This is a genomic window from Streptomyces sp. CA189 (genome assembly GCF_056428985.1).
Window position 1 is genome coordinate 40,307 of sequence record NZ_JBWJVM010000010.1, and the last position, 18,103, is coordinate 58,409.

Genomic DNA, 18,103 nt, shown 5'->3' on the forward strand with positions numbered 1-18,103 from the left:
ACGATGCATCCCGGCACCAGGGAATTTGACCACCGCTCAACCCTGCCCCCGCCGGATCACCCGGCCGTTTCGCGCGCCGCCCACCTCGGATCCACCAGCAGGAGGGCGGCCCGGCCACCGCCTTCCCCCTTTCCCCGCTTCTTCCCCCGTCTTCCGTCCCGCACTGCGCCATGTCACACAGCACTGGAAGAGGAGCGTCCGTGTCCCCCCAGCCCGAGCCGTCCCCCCAGCCCTCGCGTGCCCTTCCGCCCCGGCAGCCCCCGCCGGCTCCACGGACCGCGCGGCTCCGCGCCGACGACCGCGACCTCGTCGTCGCGGTCAGCCCGTTCGAGGAGCCCAACCCGCGGATCGTCACCGCAGCCGAGCGCGCCGGCGCCCTGGGCCTGCTCGACCTCGGCCGGGACGCCGACTCCGCGCGGCGCGGTATGGCCGAGATCGCCCGCCGCCTCGGAGCAGGCCGCTACGGGGTACGGGTGCCCGCGGGCTGCCCGATCGGACCCGGGGAGCTGCCGGCCGAAGTGGACACCGTGCTGCTCGCCGACCCCGCGGGCCACACCCCGGACGAGGTGGCCGGCTGGGCGGCCGCCGCCGGGCGGCCAAGGGTGTGGGCCGAGATCACCGATCCGGCACAGGCCGTGGCCGCGGCGGCCGCCGGGGTGGAGGCGCTCGTGGCCAAGGGGCACGAGGCGGGCGGCCGAGTGGGCGGGACCACCACCTTCGTGCTCCTCCAACAGCTGCTCGCGGAGCCCGCGTTCGGGCTGCCGGTCCGGGCGTACGGCGGGATCGGGCCGCACACGGCGGCCGCGGCCGTCGCGGGCGGAGCCGCCGGGGTGCTGGTCGACGTACAACTGGCCCTCACACCCGAGGGGGAGGCCGGGCTGCCCGCCGAAGTATCCGCGGCCGTACGGGCCATGGACGGATCCGAGACCAGGATCCTGCGGGACCACCGGGTCTACGCACGCCCCGACCTGACCCCGCCGCAGGGACCGGTCGCCACCCTGCTGGGTGCCCGGGACCTGCGCACGCACCTGCTCCCGATCGGGCAGGACGGGGCCTCGGCGGCCCGGCTGGCCGCCCGCTACCGGACGGCCGGAGGCATCCTCCAGGGCATCCGGTCGGCCGTCGCGGGGCATCTGGCGGCCGTCGTACGGGCCCGGCCGCTGGGGGGCGGCCACGGCCCGGGGCGACCGCTCCCGGTGGCGCAGGGGCCGATGACCCGGGTCAGCGACCAGGCGGCCTTCGCCGAGGCGGTGGCCGCCGGGGGCGGGGTGCCCTACCTGGCCCTCGCGGTCATGGAGGGGCCGCAGGTGCGCCGGCTCCTCGCCGAGACCGCCGAGCGGCTCGGGGAGCGGCCCTGGGGCGTGGGGATGCTCGGCTTCGCCCCGGCCGAACTGCGGGCCGAGCAGCTGGCGGCCGTCGCCGAGGTGCGTCCGCCGTACGCGATCATCGCGGGCGGCACCCCGGGGCAGGCGGCCCCGCTGGAGGCCGCCGGGACCCGGACCCATCTCCACGTGCCCTCGCCCGGGCTGCTGGAGCGGTATCTCGCCGACGGGGCACGGCGGTTCGTGTTCGAGGGGATGGAATGCGGAGGCCACGTGGGGCCCCGCGCCTCGTTCCCGCTGTGGGAGGAGCAGATCGAGCTGCTGCTGTCCTGCCCCGAACCGGCCGCACTGGACGTGCTGTTCGCCGGCGGGATCCACGACGCCCGCTCCGCCGCGATGGCCGCCGCCGCCGCGGCTCCGCTCGCCGAACGGGGTGCGCGCATCGGGGTTCTCATGGGCACCGCGTACCTGTTCACCGAGGAGGCGGTGGCGGCGGGCGCGGTCCGGCCCCGCTTCCAGCGGGCGGCGCTGGAGTGCGCCGACACCGTACTGCTGCACACCGCGCCCGGGCACGCCACGCGCTGCGCGGTCACCCCGTACGTGGACACCTTCGAGGCCACCCGGAAACGGCTCGCGGAGGGCGGCGCCGAGCCGCGCGAGGTGTGGGAGGAGCTGGAGCGGCTCAACCTGGGAAGGCTCCGGATCGCCAGCAAGGGACTGCGACGCGGTGCCGACGGCTCCGGACTGGAGCCCGTGGACGAGGAACACCAGGGCGCCGAGGGGCTGTTCATGCTCGGCCAGGCGGCCACCCTGCGCTCCGGGACCACCACCATCGCCGCCCTGCACGCCGACGTCACCGAGGGGGCGACCGAACTGCTCCGGCGCCGGGCCCGGGAGCTGTCCGGTCCGGAGCGGCCCGAGGGTGAGACGGCGGCCGCTGCCGGCGCCTCCCGGCCCGAGCCGCTGGACGTGGCCGTCGTCGGCATGGCCTGCGCCTACCCCGGCGCACCGGACCTCGCCGCCTACTGGGCCCGTATCCTGGCCGGGAGCGACGCCGTGACCGAGGTGCCGGCCGAACGCTGGGACCCGGCGCTCCACTTCGACCCCGACCCGGCGCGGGCCGGCGAACGCACCCCGTCCCGCTGGGGCGGCTTCCTCGGCCCGATGCCCTTCGACGCCCTCGCGTACGGCATCCCGCCCGCCTCCCTGGCCGGGATCGAACCGGTCCAACTGCTCGCCCTGGAGATCTCGGCACGGGCCCTGGCGGACGCCGGGTACGGCAAGGACCGGGACTTCGACCGGTCCCGGACCTCGGTCGTGTTCGGCGCGGAAGCCGGGACCGAGCTGGCGGGGGCGTACGGGCTGCGCGCGCTGTACCCCGGATACCTGGGCGAACTCCCGCCCGAACTGGACGAACACCTCCCGCGACTCACCGAGGACTCCTTCCCCGGTGTACTCGCCAACGTCATCGCGGGCCGGGTCGCCAACCGCTTGGACCTCGGAGGCGCGAACTGCACGGTCGACGCCGCCTGCGCCTCCTCGCTGGCCGCACTCGACCTCGCCTGTCGCCAACTACGCGACAAGGACAGCGACATGGTGCTGTGCGGAGGCGCCGACGTCCACAACGGCATCAACGACTACCTGCTGTTCTCCTCCGTCCGCGCACTCTCCCCGGGCGGCCGCTGCCGCCCCTTCGACGCGGCCGCCGACGGGATCGCCCTCGGGGAGGGGGTGGGGGCGCTCGTACTGAAGCGGCTCGCGGACGCGGAGCGGGACGGCGACCGGGTGTACGCCGTGATCAAGGCGGTCGGAGCCGCCAGCGACGGACGCTCCCTCGGCCTGACCGCACCCCGCCCGGAGGGGCAGCGCAGGGCCCTGGAACGGGCCTACGCACGGGCCGGCATCAGCCCCGCGGAGGTCGGCCTGATCGAGGCGCACGGCACCGGCACCGTGGTCGGCGACACCACCGAACTGGCGGTGCTGACCGAACTGTTCACCGAGTCGGGTGCCGCTCCCGGAGTCTGCGCGCTGGGTTCGGTCAAATCGCAGATCGGGCACACCAAGTGCGCGGCCGGGCTGGCCGGACTGATCAAGGCGGTCCGGGCGGTCCACTCGGGCGTACGCCCGCCGACCCTGCACCTCGACGCACCGGTCCCGGCCTGGAACGCGGAGACCAGCCCCTTCTCCTTCGACACCGGAGCCCGGCCGTGGCCGGCGCCCGCGGAGCGGCGGATCGCGGGGGTGAGCGCGTTCGGGTTCGGCGGTACGAACTACCACGCGGTGCTGACCGGTTACGCCGGAGCCGAGGAGCCCCGCCACGGACTGGAGGAATGGCCGGCCGAGCTGTTCTGCTTCCGCGGCGAGGACCGGCGGGCGGCGGGCCGGGCGATGGCCCGGCTGGCGGCCAGGCTGGAGGAGAACGACGCGGCCGGCCGTCCGTGGGCGCTGCGGGACCTCGCCGCCGAGGCGGCGGCCGGGACGGGTGCGGTACGGGTCGCGGTCGTGGCCGCAGACCTGGACGAGCTGGCGGCCCGGCTGGAGCGGGCGCGGGCCTTCACCCCGGGCGCGGGGGTCCACGTACGGGAGGAACCGGCGACGCCCGGACAGGTGGCCTTCCTCTTCCCCGGCCAGGGCAGCCAACGCCCTGGCATGTTGCGAGAGTTGTTCGCGGCCTTCCCCCTGCTGCGGGAGCTGCTGGACCCCGCGCCGAGCGCGGTGGTCTCCGCGATGTTCCCCCCGGCTGCCTTCACCGCGCAGGGGCGGACCGCCCAGCGGGCCGCGGTCACCGACACCCGGGTGGCCCAGCCGGCCCTCGGGCTGGCGGGCTCGGCGGCGCACCTGCTGCTGGGAGAGCTGGGCGTCCGGCCGGACTGCGTGGCCGGGCACTCGTACGGCGAGCTCACCGCACTGTGGGCGGCGGGGGTGTGGGACCAGGAGAGCCTGCTGCGGCTGAGCGCGCGCCGGGCCGAGGCCATCGTCGCGGCCGCCGGGACGGATCCGGGGTCGATGGCGGCGGTGACCGCCGCACCGGGGGAGGTGCGGGAGATCGCCGCACGGGCCGGGTGCGTGGTCGCGAACCACAACGCACCCCGCCAGTGCGTGATTTCGGGGCCGTCCGCCGCCGTGGCCGAGGCGGTGGCCGCCCTCCGGGAGGCGGGCCTGACGGCGACCCCGCTCCCCGTGGCCTGCGCGTTCCACAGCGAGGTCGTGGCGGGGGCGGCCGCGTCCCTGGCCGAGGAACTCGCCGGGACGGAACTGGCCGACGCCACCGTTCCGGTGTGGTCGAACACGACGGCCGGCCCGTACCCGACGACCGCCGACGCGGTACGAGACCTGGTGGCCCGTCAGGTCGCCCAGCCGGTCCGGTTCGTGGAGCAGGTCGAGCACATGTACGCGGCCGGAGTACGGACCTTCGTGGAAGCCGGGCCGGGCCGCGTCCTCTCCGGCCTGGTCGGCCGCATCCTGCGCGACCGGCCGCACACGGTGGTGCCGCTGGACGTACCGGGTGAGCACGGGCTGCTCCGCCTGGTCACGGCCCTGGCCGAACTGGCCGCGGCGGGCGTGCCGGTGGCGCCGGAAGCCCTGTTCCGCGGCCGCACCTCCCGGCTCCCCGAGCGCGCTCCGCGCCGCCCGGGCTGGCTGGTGGACGGCCACCTGGTCCGCACCCGGGACGGCAACCCCGTCCCCGGCGGCCTCCGCCCGGCCCGCCGGGTCCACGTCGCGGTATCCGAAGGAAAGGGAGCCCATCACATGGCGCAGCCGACGAACGGCACCGGCCCGGCGGGGGGTTCCACCCCTCTGACGGCTCATGCGAACGGGGGCTCCGACCCGCTCGCGATCCACGCGAGCGGTGGTGCAGACCGGCTGGGGATCCACGCGAGCGGTGGCGCAGACCGGCTGGGGGCCCACCTGAACGGCGGCTTCGGCAGCCTGCCGGCTCCTGCCGCGGGCGGGCACTGGCTGCCGGCCGGCAGCCCGGCCGGGACCGACCCGGCCGGGCGCCCCGCCCGGGAGGAGGCCCCAGCGGGCGGGCGCGAGAACGGTCGCTTCGCGAGCAACGGGCACGGCACCGCCCCTGCCCCGGCCGACCGCCGCGAGGAAGCCGTCCTGGAGTACCTGCGCGGCTCGCGGGAACTGGTACAGGCGCAGCGGGACGTCATGATCGGCTACCTGGCGTCCACGCCGACGGCGACGGTACCGACCTGGACCGGCCCGGACCCGGCCCCGCCCAGGGGCCTCGCCGTCGCCGGTCCGGCCCTCGCGATCCCGCCCTCCCCTCTCGCCGCCGCCCACGGCCACACGGACCCGCAGGGCGTGGGGGCGGCCTCGGATGGCCGGGTCGGCGGACAGGGGCTCGCGGGCACGGAAGGCGCAGGGGGCGCCCCGGGGATGCTCCGGAGCGCAGCTCCGGCTGCGCTCCGGGCCGAGCCCCGGTCGGACGGCCGAAGCCCGTCCGGGGGTGTCGATGGCGCCTGGTCCGGAGCCTACGGCGAGGCCCCGGTGGGCGCGGAACACGGTGTCGGGGGGACCGGCTCGTGGCCGACGGTCCTGGGCGGGGAGGCGCTTGACGGCGTGGCCCCGGGCAACGGGATGCCCGGCGGTGTGGCCTCCGGTTCGGGGATGCCGGGTGTTGCGGCCTCCGGTTCGGGGATGCCCGGAGGTGCGGCCCCGGGCTCCGGGATGCCCGGCGGTGTGGCCATGGGGGGCGGCCTGACCGGGGGGAGCGGCAGCGGGGGCGTTGCCGGCAGCGGGGACGCGGCTCGTGGGGGGCTGCGGTCCGCCGAGGAGGTGATGGACGTGATCGTGGAGATCGTCCACACCCGGACCGGGTACCCGCGGGACATGCTCGCTCCCGAGCTGGACCTGGAGGCGGACCTGTCCATCGACTCCATCAAGCGGGTCGAGATCATCGGCGCCCTGGCCGACCGGATCGGCCTGCCCCAGGATCCGGGCGGCTCCGCCGAGTCCGCGATCGAGGAGCTGTCCCGGATCAAGACCCTGCGCGGCATCGTGGACTGGGTCTCCGGCCACACCGCCCACCCCGAGTCCCCGGCCGCCGCGGCGGTGGCCACGGCCACGGCCACGGCCCCGCCCACACTCGGCCGCCTCCGGGTGGAGTCGCACGCGCTGCCGCCCGCGCCCGGGGACCCGGAGGTCCTACGGGGTCAGAGGGTCGGGGTCGTCGGAGACGGCCAGGGGGTCGGGGCCGCGCTCACCAGCGCCCTGCGGGCACGCGGGGTGGACGTACTGCAACTGACAGAAGGTGTCGCCGGGTTCGACGCCGTCATCGAACTCTCCGCCCTGCGGCCGGGAGCGGTGCCCGTCCTGCCCGAGAGCTTTCCCGGGCTGCGTCGGGCCCTCACCGGCGGGGTGCAGCGGCTCCTCCTGGTCACCGCCCGCGGCGAGTCCGCCGGCGCGGGAGTGCACGGCTTCGCCCGCAGCGCCTCCCTCGAATACCCCGGCAGGCTGATCCGCGCCGTGGAAATCCACTCCAAGGAGGACCCGGAGCGGATCGCGGAGCAGCTCCTCGCCGAGCTGAGCTGCGATCCGGCCGAGCGGGCAGAGCCGACCGCCGCCCCCGCGTCCATCGAGGCCGCCGACCCCGCCTCCGTCGCCTACACCGCCGAGGGCCTACGGGTCACCCTCCGGCCGGTACCCGCACCGCTCGTCCCCGGCAACGGGACACCACCCCTCGACGCGGGCTCGGTGGTGCTGCTCACCGGCGGGGCTCGCGGGATCACCGCCCGGACCGCCCTGGCACTGGCCCGGGCCACCGGATGCCACGTAGAGCTGATGGGGCGTACGCCTCAACCAGCTTCCGAAGCAGATGAGTTCGGGCACGCCACCGACCGGGTCGCCCTGCGCGCCGCACTGATCGCCACCGGCTTGCGCACCCCTGCGGAGATCGAGGCCGCGGCCTCGCGGATCCTCGCGGAGCGCGAGGTACGGGCCACCCTGGCGGCCCTCGCGACCGCGGCCGCGTCCGTCGGCTACCACTGCGCGGACGTCACGGACGAGCGGGCGGTACGAGCCGTCGTGGCCGCCGTGCGGGCCCGCCACGGCCGACTGGACGGGATCGTGCACGGAGCCGGAACCCTGAACGACGGCCTGCTCCGCGATAAGCAACCGGCCGCCTTCGCCGCGGTGTTCACCACGAAGGTGACCGGCGCACGCCACCTCGCCGCCGCGGCGGCCGAGCACGGCGCGGCGCCCGCTCCCCGCTTCCTAGCCCTGTTCGGCAGCGTGGCGGGCGTGTACGGAAACCGGGGCCAGACCGACTACGCCGCCGCCAACGACGCCCTCGACGGACTCGCGCACAGCTGGGCGGAGAGCTTCCCGGGCCGGGTGCTGTCCGTCGACTGGGGCCCGTGGGCCGCGGAGGCGGGCGGGATGGTCGGCCCCGAACTGGCGCGCGCGTACGCCCGCCGGGGCATTCCGCTTATCGACCCGGAGGCGGGCGGCGCCGCGTTCCTCGCCGAACTCGCGCACGGGACCGACGTACAGGTGGTCCTGATGGCGGCCGACGGGCACGAGGGGAGTGAGCGGCGTGGCTGACCGCCCTCGACAGGGACAGGGGCAGGGGCAGGGGCAGGGCCGGGACCGGGACCGGGACCGGGGTCAGGGCCGGGGATCCGGGCAGCGGCGGCATCATCGAGGTCCCCGGCCCACCGATGCGGCGATCGTCGGGATGGGCGCCGTGTTCCCGGGCGCCGCGGACCTCGCCGCGTACCGCCGCAACCTCCTGGCCGGTACGGACTGCATAGGCGACGTCCCGCCCGGGCGGTGGGACCCCGAGGTGTACTACGACCCGGCCGGCGCCACCGGACCGGTCTCCGGCGACCGGTTCTACTGCAAGCGCGGGGGCTTCGTGGACGGGCTCGCCGCTTTCGACCCGACCCGGTTCGGCATCATGCCGGCCACCGTGGAAGGGGCCGAACCGGACCAGATGCTGGCCCTGCACGCCACGGCCGAGGCCATCGCCGACGCGGGTGGCGAGAGCCGCCTGCCCGCCGACCGGTCGCGGATCGGCGTCGTGTTGGGCCGCGGCGGCTTCATGGGTGTGGCCACCGCCCGGCTCGACCAACGGGTGCGCACCGCACACCAGTTGGCGCAGACCTTGCGGGAACTCGCGCCCGAACTGGGAGAGCGGCGGATCGCGGCGGTGCGCTCCGCCTTCCAGGAGGCCCTGGGTCCCGAACGGCCCGACGCCTCGATCGGACTCGTGCCGAGCTTCACGGCGGCCCGGACCGCCAACCGGCTCGACTTCCACGGACCGGCCTACACCCTGGACGCGGCCTGCGCGTCCTCGCTGCTGGCGGTGGACCAGGCGGTGGGACTGCTGGCGGGCGGGCGCTGCGACGTGGTGGTCGCCGGAGCGGTCCACCACTGCCACATCGCCACCCTGTGGAGCGTGTTCACGCAGCTCCGGGCCCTGAGCCCCAGCGAGCGGATCCGCCCCTTCGACCGGCGCGCCGACGGAACCCTGCTGTCCGAGGGCACCGGGGTGGTGGTGCTGAAGCGGCTGGCCGACGCGGAGCGGGACGGCGACCGGATCTACGCGGTGATCCGCGGCACCGGCGTGGCCGGGGACGGCAGGGCGGCCAGCCTGATGAGCCCGCTGGTCGCGGGCCAGGTACGGGCGCTGGAACGGGCCTGGAGGGAGGCGGGTCTCGACCCGCGGGCACCCGGCGCGCTGGGTCTGCTGGAAGCGCACGGCACGGGGACCCCGGTGGGGGATGCCGCCGAACTGGACACCTTGGCCCAGGTGTTCGGCCCGTACGCAGTCGGCGGGACCGGGGTCGGGACGGGGGCGGGGACGGACACCGGCCTCGACGCAGGCTTCGAGGCCGGCCTCGATGCCGCCCTCGATGCCGGGAGCGCGATCGGCTTCGGCTCGGTGAAGTCGATGCTCGGCCACACCATGCAGGCCTCCGGCATGGCCGGGCTGATCAAGGCCGCACTCGCGGTGCACGAGGGGGTGCTGCCGCCGACCCTGCACCTGGAAGAGCCGCACCCCGGCCTGGCCCGGACCCGGATGCGGCCGGTGACGACGGCCCTGCCGTGGGAACGCGGGCCGGCGCCGCGCCGGGCCGGGGTGAACGCCTTCGGCTTCGGAGGCATCAACGCGCACGTCGTGCTGGAGGAGGCACCCGGCGCCGCGCGCCGGGCCGCCCCCTCGGGTCGGTCGGCGCCCGCGCGACCGGCCCCGCCCGTACGCCGGTTCCTGCCCCTGAGCGCTCCGGCCGCGCCGGTGGGGACGCCCGCGCGGGAGGAGGTGCTCCTGCTGGCGGCCTCCGACGCGGCGGAGCTCTCGGGCCTCCTGGCTTCCGGCTCCCCGGTGTCCGGCGGCGACGGGCCCTGCCGGCTCGCCGTCGTCGGTCCCACGCCCCAGCGGCTGGCGCTGGCCGCGAAGGTGGTGGCGCGCGGCCGGGCATGGCGGGGGCGCGGGGAGGTGTGGTTCACGCCCGAGCCGCTGGGCGGCCGGCTGGCTTTCCTGTTCCCGGGCCTGGAGCCGGAGTTCGCCCCGGCGCTGGACGACGTGGCGGACCTGCTCGGGCTGGAGCGGCCCCGGCTGACCAGGGGCGAGGAGCTGACGGAGCGGGCCCTCGACGCCATCGCGACGGGCCGCTTCCTCGCCCGGGCGCTGCCCGAACTCGGCATCCGGGCCGACGTACTGGCGGGCCACAGCCTGGGGGAGTGGGCGGCGATGGTGGCCGCCGGGATGTACCGGCAGGACGCGGCCGACACCTTCCTGAACTCGCTGCGGCCCGGTTCGGTGAAGGTCCCGGACCTGGTCTACGCGGCGTTGGGATGCGGCACCCGGCGGGCGGAGGCGGCGCTGCACGGACTGGACGGGGTGGTGGTCAGCCACGACAACTGCCCCCACCAGTCGGTCGTCTGCGGGGCTCCCGCCGACGTGGCCACCGCCCTGGAGCGGTTGAAGGCCGAGGGCGTCCTCGGCCAGGAACTCCCCTTCCGCTCGGGCTTCCACACCCCGATGTGGGAGCCCTACCTCGGACAGGTCCGCGCCGCCTTCGCCCAACTGCCGCTCCAGCCGGGGAGCGTGCCCCTCTGGTCCGCGACCACCTGCGCGCCGTTCCCCCCGGAGCCGGAGGAGGTGCGCGCGCTCGTGGTCCGCCATCTGCTGGAACCGGTCCGGTTCCGCGAGCTGACGCTCCGGCTGTACGAGGACGCGGGCGTCCGCGGCTTCGTCACGCTCGGTCCGGGCAGCCTCCCGGGCTTCGTGGAGGACACCCTGCGCGACCGCCCCCACTTCTCGGTGGCGGCCTCCTCGCCCCGGCTCTCCGGCCTGGCCGCCCTGCGGCGCACCTGCGCCGCCCTGTGGACCGAGGGGCACGCCCCGCGCTGGGACCGCCTGACCCCCGAGGGAACGGGAGCCCCGGACCGGGCCGCGATCGAACCACCGGCAGCACCTGCGGCCGGGCGCGGAGTGCTCCTGGACCTGGGTTCGCCGCTGGTCCGCCTCGGCGAGGCCGCACGCGCCACCCTGACCGGCCTCCTCCCGCAGGCCACCACCCCGGCGGCCACTCCCGTCGCCCCGGCCACCCCCGCCCCGCCTAGGCCGTCTCTTTCGGATCTTGCCTGGCCCGCGCCGCCGACCCCGCCCGCGCCGGTGGCCGCGGAAGCCCGCCCGTTCCTGCTCTCCGCCCTGGACGCGGCCCCCGCCGGAGGACGGACCGAGGCGCAGACCGAGGCGCAGACCGAGACCCAGCCCCGGAGCCACACCCTGCGCCTCTCCCTCGCCACGCTGCCCTACGTACGGGACCACTGCGTCTACCTTCAGCCCGACGGGTGGACGGAGGACTCCGACCGCTTCCCCGTCGTCCCCATGACGACGATGCTGGAACTCGCGGCCGAGGCCGCGCTGCGGGACGCGCCGCCCGGCCTGGCCGTCATCGGCTACGAGCGGGTACGGGCCCTGCGCTGGCTCCCCGTGGAGCCGGCCCTCGACCTGGAGGTCACCGTACGGCCCGCCGGGCCGGGCCGCGTGCGCGTCACCCTCGGGGAGTACGCCGACGTGTTCGTGCTGCTCGGCGCGCGGTACGAGCCCCTGCCCGGCCCCGATCCCACCCCGCTGCGCGAGCCGCAGCCGGCCCCCGTCAGCGCCGAGGCCCTCTACCGGGACCGGTGGATGTTCCACGGCCCCCGCTTCGCCGGGGTGCACGAGGTGCGGTCCGTCGGCTCGGACGGCATCCTCGGCGTGCTGCGGGCGCTGCCCGACCCGGGGGCGCTGCTCGACGCGGCCGGGCAGCTCTTCGGGCACTGGATGCAGTTGCGGCTCCCCGTGGACCGGCTGGTGTTCCCGGCCACCGTGGACGGCATCCGCTTCTCCGGGCCGCCGCCCGCCCCGTACGAACTCGTCGGGGCCACGGCCCGGATCCGGGAGGTGCGCGACGTCACCGTGCGCGGCGACATCGAGCTGTTCCGGGCCGACGGCCGGGTATGGGCCCGGATCGACGGCTGGACGTACCGCCGCTTCGGCGCCGACGAGCGGGTCTGGCCGATGAAGTTCACCCCGGAGGTCTGCGGCATCGGCGAACCCCGCCCCGAGGGCTGGTGCCTGGCCCGGCGCCGCTGGACCGACCCCGCCTCGCAGGAGCTGGTCATGCGCCGCTACCTCGGCGCCGCCGAGCGCGCGGCCTACGAGCGGCTGGCGCCGCGCGCCCGGGCACCCTGGCTGCTGGGCCGGATCGCCGCCAAGGACGCACTGCGCCACCTCCTCTGGGACGGCGGAGCCGGGCCGGTCTTCCCGGCCGAGGTGCCGATCGGCAACGACGCGGCCGGGCGGCCCTTCGCCGGGGGAACCCTGGCCGGGGGAGTCCGCCTGACGATCGCCCACAAGGACCGGATCGCGGTCGCCCTCGCCCACCCCGACCGGCCGGTCGGCATCGACGTGGAACAGGTGACCACCGACCCGGACGCGCTCATCCGGATCGCCCTGGCGCCGGGCGAACTCGCCCTCGCCGAAAGGCTGGCGGCCCGGGAGGGCACCGGACTGCCGGCCGCGCTCACCGCCCTGTGGTGCGCCAAGGAGGCGGCCGCCAAGGCCGCCGGGACCGGACTCGGAGGCCGCCCGCGCGACTGGCGGACCACCGGCGACCCGGGCTCCGGGGAGCTCTGGGTGCACTCTCCGGACGGGCATCCGTACCCGGTCCGCACCACCTTGCTCGCGGACGCGCCATTCGACCACGCCGGCCACGTCGTCGCCTGGACCGACCGTCCCGCGACTCCGTCCCCCGTCCCCTTCCACCTCACGGAGACCAGTCATGGCAGCTGACATCCTCGCCGAGATCACCGGCATGCTCGTGGAGATCGTCGGTGACGAGCACCTCCTCGCGGACGAGGTCACGATGAAGACGACGTTCAACGAGGACCTCGCCCTGGAGAGCATCGAGTTCGTCGCCCTCGCCGAACTCCTCCACCACCGCTACGGCGCCGGTGTCGACCTGATGGGCTTCCTGTCCGAGAAGGACATGGACGGCATCCTCGCCATGTCCGTGGGTGAACTCGTCACGCACATCGGCCGGATCACCCACGCGTCCCTCACCCGAGCCTCCCTCACCCCCACACCGCTTACCCGCACGCCGCTCCCGCACGCCTCGGCATCCGGCGCCCGCGCCGGCGCCGCGACCGGATCGGACGGCTGATCCCCGCCATGGCCTTCGTCCCCGCGGGCACCGTCCGCTTCCACGTCCAACAGCTGCCGGCCACCGCGCACACGGCCGGCCCCGACGCCGCCGACCGCCCCGTAGTGGTGTTCCTGCACGGGCTGGTCGTGGACAACCTGTCCTCCTTCTACTGCCCCCTGGCCGTCCCGGTGGCCCGGGCCGGGCACGAGGTGCTCCTCTACGATCTGCGCGGCCACGGCCGTACCGAGCGGCCGGCCACCGGCTACGACAGCCGCACCGCCGTACGGGACCTCTTCACCCTGACCGGCGCGCTCGGCCTCGGGCGCCGCCCGGTGCACCTGGTCGGCAACAGCTACGGCGGCACCCTGGCGCTGCACGCCGCCCTGGCCCGCCCCGACCTGGTCGCCGGACTCACCCTGCTCGAACCCCCGCTCAGCGGGGCCTGGGTGGACAACATGGTGGACACCCTGTCGGCGGCCGCCCTCAGCCTGGAGGACAGCGCGGTACCCGCCGAGCTGCTCACCCTGCGGCTGCGCAAGGCGGCCAACCTCACGGCCATCGCCGACGAGCTGCTCAACCGCACCACCCTCATCGACGACATCGCGGCGAGCCGCACCTTCACCCCGGCCGACTACGCCGGACTGCGCTGTCCCGTCCTGATCGTCTGCGGCGAGCACTCCGAACTGGTGCCGGGCGCCCTGGAACTGGCCCGCCACGCCCCGCACGTCACCGCGGTCGAGATCCTCCCGGGCCTCGGGCACGACGTGCTGAAGGAGAGCAGCGGAGCGCTGCGAGCGGCCGTACTCGCCCACCTCGATGCCACGGCATCGGGCGCGGCCACGGGCACGGCCACGGGCACGGCCACGGGCACAGGCGGGGCGGGCGCGCTCGCGGTTACGGCGCGGCCGCGGGCGGGAGCGCTGGTCCGATGAGGGTGCTCTTCACGGTGCCGCCGCTCGCGGGGCACGTCAATCCGACGGTGGCGGTCGGCGCCGAACTGGCCGCCCGCGGCCACGAGGTCGCCTGGACCGGCCCGCCCGGGCCGCTGTCCCGGCTGCTGCCCGAGCACGCCCGGATCCTCTCCGCGGGCGCGGAAGCGGGCGGCGACTACGCGTTGCTGCACGCCCGCTGGCGCGATCTGCGCGGGGTCGCAGCACTGCGGTTCCTCTGGGAAGAGGCCCTGGTCCCGTTGGCCAAGGCGATGCTCCCGGGCGTGGTCCGGGCGGTCGGCGCCTTCGAGCCGGACGTGCTGGTCGCCGATCAGCAGGCCCTGGCCGGTCCGGTGGCCGCGCGGCGGCTCGGGGTGCCCTGGGTGACCTCCGCCAGCACCTCGGCCGAACTCACCCTCCCCTTCGCGGACTTCCCGAAGGTGGGGGAGTGGGTGGCCGCACAGATCGCCGGACTGCTGGCGGAGTGCGGTGCAGACCCCGATCCGGCCGGAGCGCCGTGGGATCCGCGGTTCTCGGAGCGGCTGGTCCTGGTGTTCTCCAGCCGCCAACTCATTGGAGGACAGGCTGAGTTCCCTCCGCACTACGCCTTCGTGGGTCCCGCCTTCGGGGCCCGCCCGCCCGCTCCCGGATTCCCCTGGGAGCGGCTGGATCCGGAGCGCCGACGGGTGCTCGTGTCACTGGGCACCCTCAACCAGGAGGCCGGGGGCCGGTTCTACGGGGCGGTGCTTGGCGCCGCCGAACGGCTCGGCTCGGACGTCCAGTTGGTCCTGGCGGCCCCCGCCCCGCTGATCAGGGCGGTCCCCGGAAACGTCCTGCTGCGCGACCGGGTGCCGCAGCTCGAGTTGCTGCCGCACCTGGACGCGGTCGTCTGCCACGGCGGCCACAACACCGTCTGCGAGACCCTCGCGCACGGGCTGCCGCTGGTCGTCGCCCCGATCCGCGACGACCAGCCGATCGTCGCCCGGCAGGTCGTGGAGGCCGGGGCCGGGGTGCGGGTGCGGTTCGGCAGGACCCGGGCCGAGGAACTGCGCGACGCGCTGACGGCCGTACTCGACGAACCCGGCCACCGCCGGGGCGCCCGGCGGATCCAGGCCTCATTCGCCGCGGCGGGCGGGGCCGCCGCCGCGGCCGACCGGTTGGAGGAACTCCTATGACGCGCTCCCCGCTCCCTTCCCCTGCCCGGATCCCTCTTTCCGTTCCCCTGCTCCTGTCCCGCGTCCGGTGGACCTCCGTCCTCCTGCTCGCCGCCCTCGGCGCGGGCACCGTGCGCGCGGCCCGCCGGCTGCGGGCGGTCCCGGTGCTGCCCATGGCCGCGTCCGCGGACGCCGGGGTGCCGCGCGCCGCCGGGTGGCGACTGCTCACCGCCCGCGGGGTCGAGCCCGACGCGGCCACCTTCCTCGCCGCCTGCGCGCACGCCGACCGGGAGGGACTGCGGGTCCTGGACCTGCTGCCCGGGGACCTGCCCACCGAGCGGGTGCTCGGCCTGCTGCGCCTGGTCGACCCGACCGCCTACCGGCAGGACCGGCTCGGCGAGGGACGCGGGGCCGGGTTCGCCGTGCTCGTCGCCGAGGAGGTGCTCGCGCGGGCCGGGATCGACCCGGCGGGCCCGGCCGCCACTCCGGCGGAACTCATGACGGTGACCCGGCGCGTGAAGGAGTACGCCGCCGATGCCACGGGACTGGCCATCGCACCCGCTCTGAGCTGCGGACCACCCGCCGGCGCGCGCGGACCGGCGCGGGCGGCCGAACTGCGGGCCCAAGGGCTGCCGGCCGGGCCGCTCGCCGCCGCACAGCTCGCCGGGCTGGCCCTGCTGGCCGGCGTCGCCGTACGCCAGGGCCGGTGGGGCGCCGCCGCGGCGGGGCTGTACTGGCTCCAGCCCTACCTCGCCCTGGGCCGGCCCGGCGCACCCCTGCGCCCGGGCGACCTGGCCCGGGCCACGGCCGCCCGGCCGGCGCGCTCCCTCGGCGCGGCCCTGCGTACGGCCGCCGCGACGACCCGTACGCCGCGACCCGGGGCCGCCGTTCCCGCGAACGGCCGGGCCGCCACACGGGACACGGAGCAGACCACCGTGCGCGCCGAGGCCGTGCGGGCAGAGGCCGCTGAGGCGTACCGGGCCGACCTGGCCGCCGGAACCGACCGGTTCCTCGAACCGCGCCGGCCGGACTGCCCCTGGTGCGGCTCCCGCCGGCTCACCGTCCGGGTCCGGGTACCCGACCTGCTCCAGGGCAAGCCCGGCCGCTTCACCCTGGACCAGTGCGGAGCCTGCGGGCACGTCTTCCAGAACCCCCGACTGTCGCCGGAGGGACTGGAGTTCTACTACCGCGACTTCTACGACGGCCGCGGCGGCGAGGGCGCGGCCACCGTCTTCGGCCGGCTCGGCGCCGCCTACCGCGGCCGCGCCGAAATGCTCCGCCCGCACACCGACCCGGTGTCCTGGCTCGATGTCGGCACCGGTCACGGCCACTTCTGCAACGCGGCCCGCGCCGTCTGGCCCGACACCCGGTTCGACGGTCTGGACATGGGCGACGGGGTCCGCGAGGCCGAGCGGCGCGGCTGGGTGGAGACGGGATACCAGGGCCAGTTCCCGGAGTTCGCGGTGAAACTGGCGGGCCAGTACGAGGTGGTCAGCATGTACCACTACCTGGAGCACACCCGGGACCCGCTCACGGAACTGGACACGGCGGCCGCCGTCCTCGCCCCCGGCGGCTACCTCGCCATCGAACTCCCCGACCCCGAGTCCCGGATGGCCCGGCTGCTCGGCCCGGCCTGGTTGCCCTGGTTCCAGCCGCAGCACCAGCACCTGATCCCCTCCTCGAACCTGCGCGAGGCACTGGCCGACCGCGGCTTCACCGTCCTCGCCGAGGAACACGGCCCGGCCCACCAGGGCAACGACTTCTTCGGCGCGGTGGCCCTGACCGCGACCCGGCTGGCCCCCGACCCGGACCGGCCCTGGGCGCCCCCGGCCGGCACCGGCCGACGCGCCCTCACCGGCGCCGTACGGCTGGCCTCGCTGCCCTGCTTCGCCGCCGCACGGACGGCGGCAACGCCTACCGGATGCTGGCCCGCAAGGACGAGCGATGACAGCCCCCGGCGCGCGGACCGGCCAGGGCCCGGCCGCCACCGAACCGGCCGCCACCGGCCCCGTCGTCGCCCGTCCCGGTGAGGCCCCCACCAGCCCCGCCCCCACCGGCCCCGAGGCCCCCGCCGGAGGCGACCTCGCCCGCCGGGCCACCGCCGACCCGCTCTTCCGCCTGGTCGCCTACGCCCTGGAGGCCGCGCACGGTCGGCCCCCGGCCGCCGTCTGGAGCGCCCCGTACACCTTCCACCTGGGCTCCCCGGGCCTCGTGGCGGCGGCCGGCTGGCCCGTCTCGGCCGCCGCGGCCCCGCGCACCGACGGCCTGGTACGGCTCAGCTCCCTGGCCCACCCGGCGGACGGCTGCGACCTGCCGCTGACCCTGTCCGGGCCGCCGCCCGCCACCCCGGCCTGGGCCGCCCGCCCGTACGCGCTGCTGCGCGCACTGGCCCGGGCCGGGTACGGCCGGGGAGGTACCGACCTGCACGTGCAGGGCTCCCTCACCCCGGCCGCCGGGCTGGCCACGGAGGAGGCCGCCGACTGCGCGATGGCGCTCGCGGTGGCCGACGTCCACACCCCGGCGGGCGAGGACCCGGACCGGGTACGGCTGGCCCGGCTGATGGCGGAGGCGCTGCCGGACGGCGACGACGCCCTGCGCCGGGGCGCCCTCTTCGCCCGGCCGGGCCGGGCCCTGCTGCTCGGCCACGGCCCGCCCCGGCCGGAGCCCCGGCGGCAACGACAGCGGTACGTGGTCTTCGACCCGGCCGGTTCGGGGGCCCGCCTGGTGCTGCTGGCCCTGCGGCCGGACCCCGACGGCACGCGGGACCGTACGGCCGAACTCGCCCGGGCCGTCGGGTGCGCCCGCCGGGCGGGGGCCCTGAGTGCCTGGCCGCCCGGGCAGCGGCCGGGGCGGAGCGTCCTGGTCCTGCTGCCCGAGGCCCGGCCGGCGGCGGTGCGGGCGGCGGTCGCGGAGGACTTCCGCGACCGGGGGCTGCCCGTGCCCCGGTTCCTGAACATCACCGTCGCCGGCCCGGCCCGCCGCGAGTCCTGACACCGGGCCCGGCACCAGGCCTGGTGCCGGGCCCTGCCACCGAGCACCACACCACC

The 18,103-nt window shown here is 76.5% G+C and carries 7 protein-coding genes; all 7 read left to right on the forward strand.

Annotated features, from left to right (window positions below; genetic code table 11):
- Window positions 1–200: 200 nt before the first annotated feature.
- The 7 genes from AC061S_RS10935 to AC061S_RS10965 all read left to right on the forward strand — a co-directional run bounded on the left by AC061S_RS10935 (window position 201) and on the right by AC061S_RS10965 (window position 18,047).
- Window positions 201–7,877: an SDR family NAD(P)-dependent oxidoreductase gene (locus AC061S_RS10935; protein WP_478685679.1), complete on the forward strand. Its 7,677-nt coding sequence runs from the start codon at window positions 201–203 to the stop codon at window positions 7,875–7,877.
- Window positions 7,878–8,010: 133 nt separating this feature from the next.
- Window positions 8,011–12,621, forward strand: a complete 4,611-nt coding sequence (locus AC061S_RS10940) for a beta-ketoacyl synthase N-terminal-like domain-containing protein (protein WP_478685680.1) — start codon at window positions 8,011–8,013, stop codon at window positions 12,619–12,621.
- Window positions 12,611–12,991: an acyl carrier protein gene (locus tag AC061S_RS10945; protein ID WP_478685681.1), complete on the forward strand. Its 381-nt coding sequence runs from the start codon at window positions 12,611–12,613 to the stop codon at window positions 12,989–12,991. The genes AC061S_RS10940 and AC061S_RS10945 overlap by 11 nt, the downstream gene beginning before the upstream one ends.
- A gap of 8 nt (window positions 12,992–12,999) precedes the next feature.
- Window positions 13,000–13,905, forward strand: a complete 906-nt coding sequence (locus AC061S_RS10950) for an alpha/beta fold hydrolase (protein ID WP_478685682.1) — start codon at window positions 13,000–13,002, stop codon at window positions 13,903–13,905.
- On the forward strand, window positions 13,902–15,077 hold the full coding sequence (locus AC061S_RS10955; RefSeq protein WP_478685683.1) for a glycosyltransferase: 1,176 nt from the start codon (window positions 13,902–13,904) through the stop codon (window positions 15,075–15,077). Before AC061S_RS10950 ends, AC061S_RS10955 begins: the two co-directional genes overlap by 4 nt.
- The gene (locus tag AC061S_RS10960) at window positions 15,074–17,086 is read left to right on the forward strand and encodes a methyltransferase domain-containing protein (protein ID WP_478685684.1); all 2,013 of its coding nucleotides are present in this window, start codon (window positions 15,074–15,076) and stop codon (window positions 17,084–17,086) included. The genes AC061S_RS10955 and AC061S_RS10960 overlap by 4 nt, the downstream gene beginning before the upstream one ends.
- Complete coding sequence (locus tag AC061S_RS10965) at window positions 17,001–18,047, forward strand: galactokinase (RefSeq protein ID WP_478685685.1); 1,047 nt, start codon at window positions 17,001–17,003, stop codon at window positions 18,045–18,047. The genes AC061S_RS10960 and AC061S_RS10965 overlap by 86 nt, the downstream gene beginning before the upstream one ends.
- Window positions 18,048–18,103: the final 56 nt, after the last annotated feature.

What these genes read in the sequence shown, in the direction of transcription:
- AC061S_RS10940 (WP_478685680.1), top strand. Translation starts at nt 8,011, where the DNA reads ATGGGCGCCGTGTTCCCGGGCGCCGCGGACCTCGCCGCGTACCGCCGC.
- AC061S_RS10945 (WP_478685681.1), top strand. Translation starts at nt 12,611, where the DNA reads ATGGCAGCTGACATCCTCGCCGAGATCACCGGCATGCTCGTGGAGATC.
- AC061S_RS10950 (WP_478685682.1), top strand. Translation starts at nt 13,000, where the DNA reads ATGGCCTTCGTCCCCGCGGGCACCGTCCGCTTCCACGTCCAACAGCTG.
- AC061S_RS10955 (WP_478685683.1), top strand. Translation starts at nt 13,902, where the DNA reads ATGAGGGTGCTCTTCACGGTGCCGCCGCTCGCGGGGCACGTCAATCCG.
- AC061S_RS10960 (WP_478685684.1), top strand. Translation starts at nt 15,074, where the DNA reads ATGACGCGCTCCCCGCTCCCTTCCCCTGCCCGGATCCCTCTTTCCGTT.
- AC061S_RS10965 (WP_478685685.1), top strand. Translation starts at nt 17,001, where the DNA reads ATGACAGCCCCCGGCGCGCGGACCGGCCAGGGCCCGGCCGCCACCGAA.